Source organism: Bacillus sp. JJ1773, from assembly GCF_036962035.1.
GTDB lineage: Bacteria > Bacillota > Bacilli > Bacillales > Cytobacillaceae > Cytobacillus.
In genome coordinates this window covers 1-17583 of sequence record NZ_JBALNX010000075.1, presented here as the reverse complement: position 1 = coordinate 17583, position 17583 = coordinate 1, and the positions used below count along the sequence as shown (strand labels likewise).

The 17583-nt window shown below is 41.8% G+C and carries 17 protein-coding genes and 1 pseudogene; all 18 read left to right on the top strand.

Translation table 11 applies throughout. From position 1 onward, the window contains the following. Positions 1-21: 21 nt before the first annotated feature. Entirely contained in the window at positions 22-1290 is a 1269-nt protein-coding gene (gene rho, locus V7127_RS20315) for a transcription termination factor Rho (RefSeq protein ID WP_438824044.1), read from the top strand. 302 nt (positions 1291-1592) lie between these two features. Next, positions 1593-1802 (top strand): 50S ribosomal protein L31, encoded by a 210-nt coding sequence (gene rpmE, locus V7127_RS20310; RefSeq protein ID WP_315669110.1) that lies wholly within the window; start codon positions 1593-1595, stop codon positions 1800-1802. Positions 1803-1898: 96 nt separating this feature from the next. After that, positions 1899-2516 carry a thymidine kinase gene (locus V7127_RS20305; protein WP_335489027.1) on the top strand — a complete coding sequence of 206 codons (618 nt, stop codon included), beginning with the start codon at positions 1899-1901 and terminating at the stop codon, positions 2514-2516. Positions 2517-2702: 186 nt separating this feature from the next. Then, complete coding sequence (locus V7127_RS20300) at positions 2703-3146, top strand: hypothetical protein (RefSeq protein WP_335489024.1); 444 nt, start codon at positions 2703-2705, stop codon at positions 3144-3146. Between the two features lie 367 nt (positions 3147-3513). Then, positions 3514-4491, top strand: coding sequence for a DMT family transporter (locus V7127_RS20295; RefSeq protein WP_335489021.1), 978 nt, complete (start codon positions 3514-3516; stop codon positions 4489-4491). A gap of 75 nt (positions 4492-4566) precedes the next feature. Then, entirely contained in the window at positions 4567-5220 is a 654-nt protein-coding gene (locus V7127_RS20290) for a GntR family transcriptional regulator (protein WP_335344250.1), read from the top strand. A gap of 501 nt (positions 5221-5721) precedes the next feature. Beyond that, on the top strand, positions 5722-7065 hold the full coding sequence (gene glyA / locus V7127_RS20285) for a serine hydroxymethyltransferase (RefSeq protein ID WP_335489018.1): 1344 nt from the start codon (positions 5722-5724) through the stop codon (positions 7063-7065). A gap of 228 nt (positions 7066-7293) precedes the next feature. Next, positions 7294-8367, top strand: coding sequence for a peptide chain release factor 1 (gene prfA, locus V7127_RS20280; RefSeq protein WP_335489015.1), 1074 nt, complete (start codon positions 7294-7296; stop codon positions 8365-8367). Then, positions 8360-9232 carry a peptide chain release factor N(5)-glutamine methyltransferase gene (gene prmC, locus V7127_RS20275; RefSeq protein WP_335489012.1) on the top strand — a complete coding sequence of 291 codons (873 nt, stop codon included), beginning with the start codon at positions 8360-8362 and terminating at the stop codon, positions 9230-9232. Before prfA ends, prmC begins: the two co-directional genes overlap by 8 nt. A gap of 817 nt (positions 9233-10049) precedes the next feature. Beyond that, on the top strand, positions 10050-10715 hold the full coding sequence (gene spoIIR / locus V7127_RS20270; RefSeq protein WP_335489009.1) for a stage II sporulation protein R: 666 nt from the start codon (positions 10050-10052) through the stop codon (positions 10713-10715). Positions 10716-10942: 227 nt separating this feature from the next. Further along, positions 10943-12118 carry an IS200/IS605 family element RNA-guided endonuclease TnpB gene (gene tnpB, locus V7127_RS20265; protein ID WP_335489037.1) on the top strand — a complete coding sequence of 392 codons (1176 nt, stop codon included), beginning with the start codon at positions 10943-10945 and terminating at the stop codon, positions 12116-12118. 72 nt (positions 12119-12190) lie between these two features. Next, positions 12191-12676: a GNAT family N-acetyltransferase gene (locus V7127_RS20260; RefSeq protein ID WP_335489007.1), complete on the top strand. Its 486-nt coding sequence runs from the start codon at positions 12191-12193 to the stop codon at positions 12674-12676. Between the two features lie 176 nt (positions 12677-12852). Beyond that, positions 12853-13890, top strand: a complete 1038-nt coding sequence (locus V7127_RS20255; RefSeq protein WP_335489005.1) for an L-threonylcarbamoyladenylate synthase — start codon at positions 12853-12855, stop codon at positions 13888-13890. Between the two features lie 283 nt (positions 13891-14173). Then, on the top strand, positions 14174-14725 hold the full coding sequence (locus V7127_RS20250) for a manganese efflux pump MntP (protein WP_335489034.1): 552 nt from the start codon (positions 14174-14176) through the stop codon (positions 14723-14725). A 404-nt stretch (positions 14726-15129) separates the two neighbouring features. Continuing rightward, the gene (locus V7127_RS20245) at positions 15130-15564 is read left to right on the top strand and encodes a low molecular weight protein arginine phosphatase (protein WP_335489002.1); all 435 of its coding nucleotides are present in this window, start codon (positions 15130-15132) and stop codon (positions 15562-15564) included. A gap of 28 nt (positions 15565-15592) precedes the next feature. Next, positions 15593-15949 (top strand): annotated as a pseudogene (locus V7127_RS25955) (HAMP domain-containing protein); the annotation flags it as partial. Continuing rightward, on the top strand, positions 15941-16888 hold the full coding sequence (locus tag V7127_RS20240; RefSeq protein ID WP_438824046.1) for a methyl-accepting chemotaxis protein: 948 nt from the start codon (positions 15941-15943) through the stop codon (positions 16886-16888). The pseudogene V7127_RS25955 and the gene V7127_RS20240, both read left to right, overlap by 9 nt. A 142-nt stretch (positions 16889-17030) precedes the next feature. Next, positions 17031-17471: a ribose 5-phosphate isomerase B gene (rpiB, locus tag V7127_RS20235; protein WP_335344848.1), complete on the top strand. Its 441-nt coding sequence runs from the start codon at positions 17031-17033 to the stop codon at positions 17469-17471. Positions 17472-17583 lie beyond the last annotated feature (112 nt).

Genomic DNA, 17583 nt, shown 5'->3' with positions numbered 1-17583 from the left:
AAATAAAAGTGTGGTGTCATTATGGGATTAAATATATCCAGTTTAGAAAATATGAAGTTAAAAGAGCTTTATGAGCTTGCCCGTGAATATAAAGTTTCTTATTACAGCAAATTAACAAAGAAAGAATTAATTTTTGCGATTTTAAAGGCGAGAGCAGAGAAGGAAGGATACTTCTTTATGGAAGGTGTCCTGGAAATTATCCAATCAGAGGGCTTTGGATTTTTAAGGCCGATCAATTATTCACCAAGCTCTGAGGATATTTATATTTCAGCTTCGCAAATCCGCCGTTTTGACTTAAGGAATGGGGATAAGGTTTCTGGAAAAGTTCGTCCTCCGAAAGAGAATGAACGGTATTTTGGCTTGCTTCAAGTAGAACTTGTTAATGGGGACGACCCGGAAACCGCGAAGGAGCGCGTGCATTTCCCTGCTTTAACGCCGTTATATCCAGACAGCCACATGAAGCTGGAAACAACGCAAAGGCATCTTTCTACGAGAATTATGGACGTGCTGGCACCAGTTGGATTTGGACAGCGTGGTTTAATTGTCGCTCCGCCTAAAGCAGGTAAAACGATGCTTTTAAAAGAAATTGCTAATAGCATTACAACGAACCATCCTGAAGTGGAGCTTATCGTCCTTTTAATTGATGAGCGCCCGGAAGAGGTAACTGATATTGAACGCTCTGTTGCGGGAGATGTTGTGAGCTCAACCTTTGATGAGGTTCCTGAAAATCATATTAAAGTGGCGGAGCTTGTCCTTGAACGTGCGATGCGCCTAGTCGAGCATAAGCGCGATGTTGTGATCCTAATGGATAGTATTACGAGATTGGCAAGGGCCTATAACCTTGTTATTCCGCCGAGCGGCAGAACGCTGTCAGGGGGGATTGACCCGGCAGCCTTCCACCGTCCAAAACGTTTCTTCGGTGCGGCGCGTAATATTGAAGAAGGCGGCAGCTTAACCATATTAGCAACTGCTCTTGTCGATACAGGCTCCAGAATGGACGATGTTATTTACGAGGAATTTAAAGGGACTGGGAATATGGAGCTTCATCTTGATCGTTCACTTGCGGAAAGAAGAATCTTCCCAGCGATTGATATCCGCCGTTCCGGAACGCGTAAAGAAGAGCTTCTTATCCAGAAGGAACAGCTGGACATGCTTTGGGCGATTCGGAAATCCATGTCAGACTCACCAGATTTTGCTGAGAAGTTCTTGCGCAAGCTAAGACAGACGAAATCAAATGAAGACTTTTTTGCAAATCTGGCAGAAGAAATGAAGTCGAAGCGTTCTCACTAGTAGGAGATCCTCTTTGGATGGGAAAATTGGAAACAAGTCATTAGTTTTCAGATTCTTCTTAGGAAGAGTGGGAAATTGGAAACAAAGCCGATAAGCTTCCCCAATTTCCACCGAAAAGAGTGAAAAAGGGGAAACATTTAGTGGATAATTTTTCTCTCTTTATATAGGAAATCAAATATTGCAAAATGGGGTTGACCTTGTTATAATAATTCCAGTGTGCTTTAGATTATACGGTCATCTAATTTGACCCGTAATATATAACTCTGTCTCAGTATGATTCAGGGCGGAAGGAGATGAAAAGAATGAAAGCAGGAATTCATCCAAATTACAATAAAGCAATCGTTAAATGTGCATGTGGTAATGAATTTGAAACGGGTTCTGTTCAAAAGGAAATCCGTGTTGAAACTTGTTCTGAATGCCATCCATTCTACACAGGTCGTCAAAAATTCGCTGAAGCTGGCGGACGTGTTGACCGTTTCAACAAAAAATACGGCATTAAGCAACAACAATAATAAAAAAACCAAAACAGGCAAGTTTTCTTTCTTGCCTGTTTTTTATTTCAATTTTACAGCATAATTTGCACTGTTTTTAAGGAGGAGAGGCCTTCTATGTATGTCATGAAGCATCATGGATGGGTAGAGGTGATTTGCGGGAGCATGTTCTCTGGAAAATCCGAAGAACTGATTCGCCGGGTACGCAGAGTGCAATTTGCGAAACAGCAAATTGTCGTGTTTAAACCGCAAATAGATAACCGCTATAGTGAAGAAGCGGTCGTTTCCCATAATGGGACAGCCTTTACAGCTATACCGATTTCAAATTCTACAGAGATTTTCAAACATATTCACTCTGATATCGATGTCATTGCTATTGATGAGGTTCAATTTTTTGACTCGGAAATTGTAAAGGTGATTCAGCATCTAGCGAATAGCGGCCATCGTGTCATTGCAGCAGGCCTCGATCAGGATTTCCGCGGCGAGCCATTCGGCCAAATGCCAGATCTTATGGCCATTGCTGAATTAGTGACTAAGCTCCAAGCAGTCTGTGCGGTTTGCGGCTCACCAGCCAGCCGTACGCAAAGATTAATAAACGGGGAGCCCGCTTCCTATGATGATCCTGTTATTTTGGTTGGTGCTTCTGAAGCATACGAAGCACGGTGCCGGCATCATCATGAAGTGCCAAAGTCACCGAAAATTTTGGGTGAAGAGCAGGCTAAACAGGTTTTATAAAATACTTAATTCTGTCTGAAGAGATTCAGGCAGTTTTTTTTTGTTTATGGGGAAGGCGGTGGCGGATATCCTGATGGAACTGGCGGATATACTGGCTTTGGCAAATTTTTAGAGGGGAATTTTTGGCTGAAATTGGGCGGTGGAATCTCCGGTATAGTGGACATGCTATAGATGGAGGTGTAAGTGATGAAAAGATGGTTTATTATAATGATGCTTCTTGTATTATCGGCGGGCTGTACGAATTTTAATCGTGGAGTCGAAAAACTTTACGGTCCGAATGAGGATCAAGATGGGTTTAGAAATGTTTCTACCCGAAATGATGATCAGGACTATAATACGAGGGCTTGGACAATGGATGAACAAAATCCTAATTTTCCTAATACGACAGGAACGAATAGGGTTAATCAGCAATCAGAAATTAATCAAGCGCGCCAGGTCATCGATGCCATAGATGGCTACCGTTCTGGCCCCGTATGGATAAACGGTGATGATATGTGGGTCACGGCTTATAAAAAAGGCATGCTCTCAGATAGCCAAAGAACAAAGGAAGCGTCTAATCTCCGAAAAAAGCTAGAACATGCGTTGCCTCGCTATCATATTGAAATAAAAATTCAAGAAGATCGAAGGTAAAATGCCTTGCTGTTGCAGCAGGGTATTTTTTGTTGTGGATTGTCATCTTGGCGGACACCAGTTCCGTTATCTGTGACAAAACGGGTTAATTCCTTATGTATACGGACAGAGGTTCCTTTATTTTGTAAAAAAGCAGTGATATTCTAGCGCTTTTATGTAAATAACGTCCTTAGTGTCCGCAAAGCCCCTTGAAAGGATCTTTTAATGAAAATAGCGGATTGTATGTCCGCAAGTTTCTTCAACTATTGAGATTAGTACAAAAAAAATCTCCCTCAATCTTTTAAAAAACAGTTGATAAAAAACCGAAATGCGATATATTAGTTATATGAATTTAACATAATATTTCAAATTTTGGGGAGAGAACATCATGCGGCCTATCATAATAGGTATCTTTGCAGCATTCTTTTTTGCCTTTACATTCGTTTTGAATCGATCAATGGAGCTATCAGGGGGAAGCTGGATTTGGAGTGCTTCGTTACGATATATATTTATGGTGCCATTTCTTATTGCTATTGTCGTGATCAGGAGGAATTTAAAGCCACTTTTGATTGAAATGAAAAAGAATCCGGGCGCCTGGCTTCTATGGAGTTTGATCGGATTTGGACTTTTCTACGCCCCTATAAGCTTTGCGGCGGCCTATGGACCAGGATGGCTGATTGCCGGAACATGGCAAGTGACGATCATATCGGGCTCACTTCTCGCTCCATTATTTTTCGAAACAAAACAAACACGAAACGGCCCTATTAAAGTAAGAGGGAAAATTCCGCTTATCGGTCTGTCGATGTCATTGATCATACTTCTAGGTGTTGTATTCATGCAGCTAGAGCAAGCAAGCAATCTTTCTGGAAAAATGCTCTTGTTAGGGGTGGTGCCGGTCATTATTGCCTCATTTGCCTATCCATTAGGGAACCGGAAAATGATGGAGGTTTGCGGAAATCGGTTAGATGCTTATCAGCGGGTGCTAGGGATGACATTAGCAAGCCTGCCGTTCTGGCTGCTTTTATCTTTATATGGAGTTGCAACTGTTGGGCTGCCAAGCACGGGACAAACCTTTCAATCACTTCTAGTTGCATTGTTTTCTGGAGTGATTGCTACAGTACTTTTTTTCAAGGCAACGGATTTAGTAAAAGGGGATATGCAGAAGCTAGGAGCCGTGGAAGCAACGCAATCATTTGAAGTTTTATTTGCCGTAGCGGGTGAGATGCTCATTTTATCAGCACCTGTTCCTTCGTTTATTTCTTGGATCGGCATTCTATTGGTCATTGCAGGATTGGTTCTGCACAGCTATGTTTCCAACAGGGAAAAACCGTTAAAGGTACCGGCGATAAGATATAAATCTAGCTAAGCAAAAACTCATAAGGATGCCTTTGCCCGTCATGCTTAAATTGACAGACAAATACAAGGTTGATATATTGGTTTTATGAAGATAATTAAAACGATTGCACGCCCTGCTTTAAGAGATCAAGTATATGAGTCATTGAAGAAAGCCATTGTGACATTGGAATTAGAGCCTGGCCAGCGGATTATGGATAAGGATTTAGCCACACAGTTTGGTGTTAGCAGAACGCCTGTGAGGGAAGCACTCAAAAGGCTGGAGGATGAAGGCCTTGTTGAATCATTGCCTGGCTCGCAAACTCGAATTACGGAAATTCATTTGGAGGAGGCGAAAAGCGCGTTTACCGTTGTTGCAGCCCTGCATGGGTTAGCTGCACGTCTGGCAGTACCGTCTATTACGGAAGAAGATATTCAACTAATGGAAGAAAGCAATGCTCAGTTAAAAAGGGCATTAGAAAATAAAGATGTTTTAGATGCAGTGGAAGCAGACGACCAATTTCATGCGATTCTGTTATTAGCTTCCGGGAATCAGGAAATAAGCCTGGCATTAGAAAGAATTATGTCGAAGGTTCGGAGACTGGAATTTTCAAAGTTTAGTTCTCTTGATGGAATGAAATCGATTGCGGAGCACGATGAAATCATTTCTGCCTGCCGAACTAAAAATGCAAGCCTAGCCAGTTCACTGTTAGAAGAAAATTGGCTGAGTCTAGGAAGGCTATTAGTCGGAGATGCGGAATAAAGTGAATGATGCACTTTTTGAGTATAACAGCCGTTATACTCTTTTTATTTTGCTTTTTTCAAAGAGATTAAGTTTTCTAGTTCATTAACTGGTTCAAGAGGACAAAAACGGGGGGCTCCAGTGTTAAAGGACATACTAATTTAATTCTTGCAATTCGTGTCCTATAAAACGTAGCTAAAGGACATGAATTGGCGTTTTCCAAAATTTTATGTCCTATAAAACGTAATTAAAGGACATGAATTGTTGTTTTCCAGAATTTCATGTCCTATAAAACCTTTTAGTGATTCATAAAAGTCTGAAAATAAATATTAGAAAAAATAAAATAATCAGAAAAATGACATTGACTGTTTGAACGATATGCGATATATTGGTTTTGGGCTTAGATTTCCCAATTAAATAATATGTTCCAATGCAGCTCTGAGTTTTCATACGATAATCAGTCAGAATGTTGTGCTTTTTGTAAAGGGATTGAACTAGATTACAAATTTAGGAGGAACGGCAATGACTTCACTTACCACAACGGCTGGAAATTATGATGTTCATGACTCAAAGGTATTAGATTGGGCAAAGGATATTATTGAAAAAAGCTCTTCTGCGAGATTAATCCAGAAGGAAATTATTGATGCTGTCGACCGGAATGCCATTTGGAGAGGGCAGGAGTGTCTGAATTTATTGGCCCCTGAGGCGCCGACAAGCCCAACTGTAAGGCAATTATTAGCTTCTGAAGTGGGAACAAGAGCCGCTGAGGGTCATATTGGACCAACACAAAGATGGTTTTCCGGAACGAAATATATAGATGAAATTGAATCATTATGTGTGGAATTGCTGAAAAAGGTATTTAATAGTAATTACGCAGATCATCGCCTCGTAGCAAGTATGATCGGGAATATGACGGTTTATGCTGCGTTAACGAAGCCTGGGGACAATATTTTAACAATTGCTCAGCCATTTGGCGGACATTCCAGTAATCGTTACGATGGACCTGCGGGAATTCGCGGTTTGAACATTTACGATGTTCCGATGGATCCTGTTGATCTCGTTGTGAATATCGATGAGTTTGCCAAGGTGGCGAGGGAGGTAAAGCCTAAGCTCGTGACGCTCGGTGCGTCCATGACGCTGTTCCCATTCCCGCTGAAGGAAATGTCTGATATTGTGAGCGAATGGGGCGGGAAAATCTTCTTCGATGGAGCCCATCAGCTAGGCCTTATCGGCGGTGGACAATTCCAAGATCCATTAAACGAGGGTGCCTGTGTTATGACAGGCTCAGCTGGAAAAACATTCAGCGGACCACAGAGCGGAATTATTGTCTGGAATGATCCTGAGCTAACGAAGCCAATTTGCGATACGATTTTCCCAGCACTTGCTGCCACTCACCAAGTGAACCGTGTAGCAGCATTGGCGGCATCAGCAGCTGAATTCCTGGCATTTGGGAAGGAATATATGGCGCAAATTGTGGCCAATGCCAAGGCGCTGGCAAAAGCATTGCATGATCGAGGCATTACAGTACTAGGAGCCCATAAAGGTTTTACCGAAACTCATCAAGTTATTTTGGATGTAAAACAGTTCGGTGGCGGGCTTGATGTGGCTCATAAACTGGCAAAGGCGAATATCATTACGAATAAAAATCTGATTCCAAGTGATAAACCCGAGGATTGGGATTTTCCAAGCGGCTTGCGCATTGGAACGATTGAAATTACCCGCCTTGGCATGAAGGAAGCGGAGATGGAGATCATCGCAGACTATATTGTCAGTGTGCTGGAGGATCGGGATACGGTTGAGAATGTTCGCAAACAAGTCATTGATATGCGTTCTGCCTACCAAAAAATCCATTACTGCTTTGATTAATATCGCATAATATATTTTCCAAAGAGGTTATCGTTCTTGAAACGGTAGCCTTTTCTATTTCTTTTTCCAAATTATTTTTGACCTCATCTTTCACCTATACTATAATTAGAATGTTATGGACTTTATTGGTGAATAAGCGTGAATCGCTGCTTTTAGCGTAAACGTATTGAATAGATATAGCTCGGAAATAATACTCCGAAGTGTTATGGAAATTAGAGGTGAAATGCTGTGTTTGATCGTCTTCAATCTGTAGAGGACCGCTATGAAAGATTAAATGAGCTTTTAAGTGATCCGGAAATTGTTAATGATCCAAAAAAATTGCGTGAATACTCGAAGGAACAGTCAGATATTCAAGAGACTGTTGAAGCTTATCGTGAATATAAGGGTGTTCGTGAGCAGTATCAAGATGCGAAAGCTATGCTTGATGACAAGCTAGATGCGGAAATGCGTGAAATGGTAAAGGAAGAGCTTGATGAGCTGGAAGACAAGGTCGAGGAATTAGAAGCTCGTTTAAAGATTCTTTTAATCCCGAAAGATCCGAACGATGATAAAAACGTCATTATGGAAATTCGTGGAGCAGCAGGCGGAGATGAAGCTGCCTTGTTTGCCGGAGATTTATACCGCATGTACAGCCGTTTTGCTGAGACACAAGGCTGGAAAACGGAAGTCATTGAAACACACTCAACTGGAGTGGGCGGCTACAAGGAAATTATTTTTATGATTAACGGAAACGGCGCTTATTCAAAATTGAAGTTTGAAAATGGCGCTCACCGCGTACAGCGTGTACCGGAAACAGAATCTGGCGGTCGTATCCATACTTCTACGGCAACGGTTGCGGTATTACCAGAGGCAGAGGAAGTTGAAATTGAAATTCATGATAAAGATGTTCGTGTTGATACATTTGCATCAAGTGGACCAGGTGGACAGAGTGTTAACACCACAATGTCAGCTGTTCGTTTAACACATATTCCAACAGGTACAGTTGTTTCCTGCCAGGATGAAAAATCGCAAATTAAGAATAAAGAAAAAGCCATGAAAGTTTTACGTGCGCGTGTTTATGATAAATTCCAACGGGAAGCACAGGCTGAGTATGATCAGGCCCGTAAATCCGCAGTTGGTACCGGAGACCGTTCTGAGCGTATCCGTACGTACAACTTTCCGCAAAATCGTGTAACAGACCACCGCATTGGATTAACGATCCAAAAGCTTGACCAAATTCTTTCAGGGAAATTGGATGAAGTGATTGATGCGTTAATCGTTGAAGAACAGTCAGCTAAGCTGGAAAGTGCATCAAATGAGTAATCAAGCTATGAAAGTCTATGAAGCCCTCCAGTGGGCTTCTTCTTTTTTAAAAGAAAAAAATCGAGATGACAATGCGGGAGAAATATTATTGCAGCATTATATGAGAATGGACCGGTCAAATTTTTTAGCTAGCCTGCGTGAAGAGGTGGAGGCGCAGGTTTTCGAAGATTTTAAAAAGGCGGTGCTTCTTCATAGTGAGGGCAAGCCCGTTCAATATATTATTGGTTTCGAATCCTTTTATGGGCGGGATTTTAAAGTGAATGAGGATGTTCTGATTCCTCGTCCGGAAACGGAGGAGCTTGTATATCATACGCTGCAGCGAATCGGGGAACTTTTTGGAATGCAGGAGGGTCTTAAATTGGCGGATATCGGGACAGGGAGCGGCGCTATTGCTGTCACGTTAAAGCTTGAGAACTCTGAATTAGCTGTAACCGCGACAGATATTTATGGACCAACTCTGCTTTTAGCGGAGGAAAATGCCCATCACCTTGGTGCGAATGTTCGTTTTATCCAAGGTGATCTTCTGAAGCCCTTTATCGAGAGTGGCGAGCGGTTTGATATTGTTCTTTCCAACCCCCCGTATATTCCGGATGGCGATATTGAATGGATGTCAGAGATTGTAACTGAGCACGAGCCGCATCGGGCACTGTTTGCAGGAGTTGATGGTCTGAATATTTATAAAAGGCTAGCGGAGGAGCTCCCGCTTGTTGCCCGTGAACAGGCGTTAATAGGTTTTGAGGTAGGGGCTGGTCAAAGTGAAGCTGTTGCTAGTCTGCTAAAACAAGCCTTTCCTCAAGCGAAAGTGGAGACGGTTTACGATATAAACGGGAAGGACAGAATGGTATTTGCGGAGGTTGGATTTTAGGGAAACGGGTGCTCTCATAGTGAGTGTTTCTTTGATTTCGAGCCCAAAGTGCTTGTAATGAAGACTTCATAGTGAGTGTTTCTGTCAGTTCAAGATCAAAACGCTAGTCATGAAGTCTTCATAGTGAGTGTTTCTGCCAAACCAAGATCAAAACGCTAGTCATGAAGACTTCATAGTGAGTGTTTCTGTCAATCCAAGATCAAAACACTCGTTATGAAGCCTCCATAGTGAGTGTTTCTGCCAGTCCAAGGTCAAAACGCTCCTCATGAAGGCTCCATAGTGAGTGTTTCTGCCAGTCCAAGGTCAAAACGCTCGTCATGAAGTCTCTATAGTGAGTGTTTCTGCCAGTCCAAGCCCAAAACTCTCACCATAAAGGCCCAGAGTAACGCTATCCCAAAAAATCAGCACAATCCCAAATCAAAAGCCCTTAGAAAAATTCTAAGGGCTCCTTGATTTATGTATTCTGTTCTTCAGGCACTAAAATTTATCCCTTTTTACCGGTTTTCAGCAGGGTTTGATGGGTCGCTTCCGGTAGCTCGCTAGGCTTATATGGCTTAATTAAAAAGTCGTTGGCCCGAGGGATAATCCCTTCTAAATCGGTTGAGATAAAATTTTAATAGAATGAAAGAATCCCCATTTATGGTTAATCATTTCCCTATCAAACAAAATATAGTCTTCACACAATCATTCGTCAATCCATTTTTCTGTGTCTGAAAAATGTTATTTTTTGCTGATGTTAAAAGTAAACTTTTTCATTTTACTAGTTTAAGATTTAGGCTCCTTGACCACAATGAGTTAGTGAAGGGGCGTGGAGAATATGAAAACAAAAACAGCGGTAAATTTATATATGATTATCTTATGTATTGGAACTATTTTAAGTTTATATATACCACAAAGTGACACATTGGCGGACGACCAGCTTGTCATTCCAAATGAGGCGATACGTCTTAGAATTCTAGCAAATAGTGATAGAGAAGCTGATCAAGTACTAAAGCGTCAGGTGAGAGACGCGGTGAATGAGGAAATTACTAAATGGGTAGCAGAATTAACATCTATTGATGAGGCAAGAAGTTTACTTCGATCCAAGCTGCCAGAAATTCAAGCAATCGCAGAAGAAGTGGCAGCGGAAAACCAATCAGAACAAGAGGTCAAGGTGAATTTCGGCAAGGTAGACTTTCCAACGAAGCTTTACGGGCAATTCCTTTATCCAGCAGGTGAATATGAAGCCATCCTGATTTCACTTGGTGACGCGCAAGGAGCTAACTGGTGGTGCGTATTATTCCCGCCGCTTTGCTTCCTCGATTTCTCAAATGGGGTAGCGGTAAGTGATGGATTTGAGGAAGATGGAACGAAAGAAGCGGCGGCTGCAGAAAACAAGCAGGAGAAAGAAGAGAAGGCACCTCCAGTCTATACGGAAGAGGATGAACAGCCTGTGAAAGTTAAATTTTTCTTAGTTGAGCTTTGGGAGAAAATTTTCGGATAAGAATAGTTCTACTATCTCTATTTTTTCATATGAATATAGTAAGTTTCTACATACTTAATAGAACAGAGTGGGATGAATTTTTTTTCTGGAAGAAGACTTCCACCTCGAGGAATGTGAAAGGTAAAGCCTAATAAGTAGGTGGGTGATGAATGTAGGTTGTTGCTAGCAAAAATGCCCTTACTATGGTAAGGTGGGAACAAATGTTCCTATCTGGTGAGGTGGATATCTTGCTTGTCAACAAAGCCTATAAGTTCCGTATCTATCCAAACAAAAGACAGACTGAACTCATTAACAAAACTATTGGTTGTTCGAGATTTGTGTTCAATTTCTTTCTAGGCAAACAAAAAGAAAAAGACGCTTATTGGTACGTTGTTGAAGAAATGAAGCAGAATGGGCAATTTCCAATTAATAATTGGAAAGGCGAATACCTAAATAAATACAAAACGGTAAAATTACTTCCTGAACTTAAAAAGCATTATCCATTTTTAAAAGAAGTAGATAGTATTGCTTTGCAAAAATCAGTTGAAAACTTAGCAGTTTCTTATGATCGCTACTACAAAAAGCAAAATAAGTATCCTCGCTTTAAGTCTAAAAAGAATCCTGTTCAAGCATACACAACCAAGCATACTAACGGTAATATTACAATCGTTGACAACAAAATCAAGTTGCCAAAACTTGGTTTTGTTAAGCTTGCTAAAAGTCGTGAAGTCGAAGGTCGCATTATCAGTGTAACAATTAGACGTAATCTTTCGGGAAAATTTTTTGTTTCTTTGGCAACTGAAACCGAAGTGACAGAACTGCCAAAAACAAACTCTGCTATTGGCATTGATATTGGCATCAAAGATTTTGCCATACTATCTAATGGAACAATCTACCCCAATCCACAATTTTTCCGCACCTTAGAAGAAAAGCTAGCTAAAGCCCAACAAATTATGAGCAGACGAACGATAGGCGGAGCTAATTGGTACAAGGCAAAATCCAAAGTAGCACGAATCCATGAAAAAATTACAAACACACGAAAGGATTACTTAGATAAAATCTCCACTGACATTGTCAAAAACCACGACATAATCGGAATGGAGAATTTGTCGGTAAGTAACATGCTTAAAAATGGTCATCTTGCCAAAGCCATAAGCGAAGTATCTTGGTCAAAATTTAAAACCATGATTGAATACAAGGCGAAATGGTATGGAAAACAAATCGTAACCGTTGCCAAAAACTTTGCTTCAAGTCAACTTTGTTCAAATTGTCACTTTCAAAATAAAGACGTTAAAAATCTCGGATTGCGTAAATGGAAGTGCCCAGAGTGCAATGCCCACCACGATCGAGATATTAACGCAAGTTTGAATCTAAAAAATGAAGCAATAAGACTTCTAACCGCAGGGACTGCGGGGATCGCCTAATCAATAACTAGCGGTTACGCTGGTGTTCTTAGGAATCTCCCACTTCAATCAACCCTTAAGGGGTGTTAAGTGGTGAGTAGTTCAATAATAGAATATGATGAACGAGGTGGAACGATGGCTGCTTTCATACGATGTGCAGTGGCGGAGGATGTTGAGAGATTAACAAGTTTTTTGGCAGAGGCGAAACTTAATACAGATGGACTAGCGGAATCCATCGATTATTTTTTAATCATGGAGAATGATCAGGGGAATGTGAAAGCAACGCTTGGGATTGAGCCATTAGGGACAATAGGGTTGCTCCGTTCCCTTGCCATGACAAAGGATATGTCTGAAAACGAACTGTTCGTCCTTTTCGAGCAGATCCTAATGTTAGCAAGAGACAGGAAGTTGCAATCTCTTTACCTCTCCTCCAATAAAAAAAACTCGCTGGCCTTTTTTCAGCTGCTAGGTTTTAAAGAAGTGAATAAGCTGAGTTTGCCACAGGAGCTCTATGAATCCGACCATGTAAAACATATTTTAACTGTGGACAACTCATTCTTTTTGACATTATCCCTGTAAAATGTGGATATATTGGCGAAGTTATGCACAAATTCGAGTTATCTATCCACAAATTGTGGATAATACTTGAGTTATCCTCCATCTTCTTTTATACTTTCAAAAGTAATTAACATATAAAACAAGTAAACAAAGGATTTTTTTTACGATATTAAGGTGCCAAAAGAAGGTGGAGCATTATGAATACGAAAAGATGGTCAGTGGATAAATATGTGGATGATCTCGAAAGTTATCCACAAATCGCACAGGCTGCTGACCTTTTAAAAAATAATGAAGTGGTAGCATTCCCGACAGAAACGGTTTACGGCTTAGGTGGAAACGCGGAAAATAGCGAGGCTGTAGCGAAAATTTTTGCAGCTAAAGGAAGACCGAGTGATAATCCACTGATTATCCACATTGCGGAGGACCAACAGCTTAATGATTTTGCGGAGGACATATCAGATCAGGCTAAGCTATTGATAAAGGAATTCTGGCCAGGTCCGCTTACCCTTATTTTTAAAAAGAAAGAGGGAATGCTTTCAGATCAGGCGACAGCAGGGTTATTCACAGTTGCTGTTCGTATGCCGGATCATCCTGTTGCGTTAGCCATCCTAAAGAGATCGGGCCTTCCGATTGCCGCACCGAGTGCAAACCGCTCAGGAAAGCCAAGTCCGACAGCCGCTGAGCATGTGTGGGAGGACCTAAACGGGAAGATTGCGGGAATTGTGGACGGTGGTCAAACGGGTGTGGGTGTGGAATCGACCGTATTGGATTGCACAGAAGAAATCCCCGTTATTTTGCGGCCGGGTGCAGTGACAAAGGAACAGATAGAAGCCGTAATTGGTGAAGTGTCCGTTGATGCAGCGCTCCTGGATGCAGGTCAGGCGCCGAAATCTCCGGGAATGAAATACCGCCACTATGCTCCAGATGCACCACTATATTTAGTGGATGGATCAAGAGAGTTTATCCAGACGCTTGTGGATAAGAAGATGGAGGAGGGGTTGACCGTTGGGGTGTTAACAACTGTGGAAAACCAAGCCTTCTATCAAGCGGACTATGTCGTACCTTGTGGACAACGGGAAAATCTTGAAACCGTTGCGAGCTATTTATATGAAGCATTAAGGAAATTCAACAATACAAACGCAGATATTATCTATAGCGAAATGTTCCCGAATGAAGGAGTCGGCGTTGCCGTCATGAACCGCCTTTTGAAGGCAGCGGGGCATCGCGTAATTTAATGGGATGAGGGATAGGACCTCGTCTCATTTTTTTGTGGTCATGGGGTCTATTTTTCCCCGGGGGATGTGGCCTAACCCCTCGCTAGGTTGGGTCACTCGGTCCATTTTGGTTTGGGGAACTGACCTATTGTTCGCTGATACGGGTTACTAGTCCCGCTTTTTTTAGGAAGCTATGGTCAGGACCCTCGTTATTGAGGAGGATTCCCAACCTTTTATCGCTTTTCGATTCTAAATCCTCTTGGACGTGCATATGTTGGAATAGCAAGTCCAAGGAGGAGAAATGATGGTAGATTTATTCGGAGAAATACTAACACTTACGATTATGGCATTCGCTCTAGCGATGGATGCTTTTTCAGTGGGCTTGGGGATGGGCATGTATAATCTCCGCCTTAGACAAATATTCAAAATTGGAATGACCATCGGCTTTTTCCATGTTTGGATGCCTCTCTTTGGAATAATTGCAGGGAGATTGTTATCAGAAAAATTCGGTGCCATTGCCACCTATGTCGGCGGCGGGCTCCTGCTCATATTAGGTATACAAATGGTCTGGTCAGGATTCCAGAAGGAAAAAAGCAGCATGATTACGCCAGTGGGACTAGGCTTAATGCTCTTTGGTTTCAGTGTTAGCTTAGACAGCTTTTCTGTTAGCTTAACCCTAGGAATTTACGGGGCCAAAACGTTGTTAGTTTTGACAAGCTTCGGCGTAACCGCTACCGTCCTAACGTGGCTCGGCCTGCTCATAGGCAGAAAGGTCCAGGGTTGGCTCGGCACTTATAGTGAAGCCCTTGGCGGAAGCATTCTTTTTGCGTTTGGGATTAAGCTGCTATTGGGGTAGAGAGCAGCGCTGCGGATTCGTACGGATTTGATAAACAATCTTTTCGGAAAGGATGGTGACTATCCTTTCTTATTTGTTGTCTCCCAAAAAAGATTTTCCATTGTAAGCGTTTGGAAGGATAAAGTCGAGAAAGGCTTACATTAGTCCGTTCAATGTAAGTGTTTAGATGGATAAAGCGAAAAAAAGCTAACATAGGAGTGTTCTATGTAAGCGTTTGGAGGGATGAAGTCTCAAAACACTAACATAGGGTCATTCAATGTAAGCGTATTGAGGGGTGAAGACGCAAAAAGCTAACATAGCCCCGTTCAATGTATGGTTTTTCTAATTATTATAAAAATTTTTCACATACAATACTATTGAATCTGGGAACTTTGGCTTATAATGGAATGAAAGGAGGCGCAGCTATGACTCGAATTTTATTTGTGTGCACGGGGAACACATGTCGGAGCCCGATGGCTGAGGCCATTTTGAGGAATATGGGGATTTCTGGTGTAGAGGTGAAATCTGCAGGCGTTTATGCTCAAGATGGAAGCGATGCGTCCGAACATACACGAACGGTTCTGGCGGAAGAAGGAATCGGCATGGATCATCAAGCTGCCATGATCAACGAAAGCCTAGTGAATTGGACAAGCTGTATTTTGACCATGACGGAAAGCCATAAGGCCGCAGTCACTCGGATGTTTCCAAATGCCTCGGGAAAAACATTTACGTTGAAGGAATTTGCCGGAAATGATGGGGACCTGGATATCATAGATCCTTTCGGGGGTCCCGTTGAAATGTATCGAAAAACCTTCGATGAGATGAAAATAGCTTTATCGGAAATAATAAAAAAATTATAAAGCAAATATTTTTTTCAGGGGGAGCATAATGGGGGAAAAGCAAAGATACAAATTTGGGTTGAGAAAGAAACTTGTATGTTTTATTACAATTTTAGCCATCATTACGTATTCAACAAGTGCATTCTTTATTTATTTCCTATACCCAATGATCAAAAATTCATTGCCTTTTAATGAGGTCCTTTTCAGCGTTATTACATTAAGCTTAGGCATTATTTGGTCGGCGATTTTGGCCTTTTTTGCTGCGGGCTTCATTATAAAGCCATTGCAAAAGCTAGAGAAAATGGCATTAAAAGCTGCGCAAGGGGATATTCAAGAGGATGTGGAGTTAGCGAAATCTGATGATGAAATTCGCTCACTTGGGGTTGCCTTTAATGACATGCTTGCGAATTTAAGGGAAATGGTTCAAAAAATTGATGAGAACTTTCGCGAAACGAATGATAAGGTAATCGCGATTTCCAAGGAATCCTCTTATGCGGCAGAGCAAGCTAATTCCATTGCTCGAACGATCAATGAAATCTCACTTGGAGCTGACAATTCAGCGATTGCGATTCAGTCTACTGCGGAACTAGTTGAAGATGTAATTAGCATCGCGGAAGAGGTTCAAGAGAAAGCGAGAGCTTCTGTATCCGTTTCGAGTGAAATGGTTCAGGATCTTCATGATTCGAAAAAGGTGATTCATTCTCTCGTATCAGGCATTGAAAAGCTTGCCAATGAAAATCAGGAATCTCTGCAAACGGTTATTCGTTTAGAGGAGAATGCTAGAAAAGTAGAGCAGATTATTCAGCTTGTCGGTGACATTGCCGCTCAGACGAATCTACTTGCCCTAAATGCTTCCATTGAAGCAGCGCGTGCCGGGGAGCATGGGAAAGGATTTGCCGTTGTCGCGGAGGAAGTAAGAAAGTTAGCTGACGAAAGTGCAACCGCGGTTCAAGGAATTTCTGAATTAATTTCGAATATCCAAGCTGAGGTTCAAAATGTCGTTAAGCAAATTTCTGAGCAAGTCGAGACCGCTAACAATGAAGCGAAAAAAGGGACAGAAACGAATATAGTCATCGAGGAAATGACGAAAACCGTCAACGAAATGGCTTCCTTCGTTTCAGCCATTACCGATTTGGTCGACCGTCAAATGGAAAGCATTCAACATACATCCACACAATCTCAAGAGGTAGCAGCGATTGCAGAAGAAACCTCTGCAGGTGCTCAGGAAGTGGCAACAGCCACAGACCAGCAAAACGAAGTCATGTCGAATGTCGAAAATCTAGCCAATGAACTAAAGGAACAAGCAGAAAAATTAAAGAATACAATTACGAGATTTCAAATTTAGTAGTGGAGAGTCTTCTGTTTCAGGAGGGCTCTCTTTTTAACTACTCCCACAAAATCGTCCCCTTGCACACTTCTCATTTCTTATGTCAAAATAACAGTATACTTAAAAAAATTAGTGTTTCTGATAAATAGGAGGATTATATATGAAGGTAGCAATTGCATCAGATCATGGCGGCATTCAAATTCGCGAGGAAATTAAAGGGCTCATGACAGAAATGGGCATTGAATTTGAGGACTTTGGCTGTGATTGCGAAACATCTGTGGATTATCCGGATTATGCATTGCCTGTTGCTGAAAAGGTAGCGAAAGGTGAGTTTGATAAAGGGATTCTTGTTTGCGGAACTGGAATCGGGATGAGCATTGCAGCAAATAAGGTGAAGGGCATCCGCTGTGCACTCGTTCATGATACCTTCAGTGCGAAGGCAACACGTGAACATAATGACAGCAATATGCTGGCAATGGGGGAACGCGTCATTGGTCCAGGGCTGGCACGTGAAATTGCGAAGGTATGGCTGACAACGGAATACGAAGGCGGACGCCACGAAAACCGTGTTGGCAAAATTAAGGATTATGAAAATAAATAAGGTGAAGCTTCCGGTTTTAGGACAGGTTCTCGGAGGAATCATAGAAACCTGTCCATGAAACCTGATTTATTGGACAGGTTTTCGGAAAAACATAGAAAGCTGTCCAAGAAAC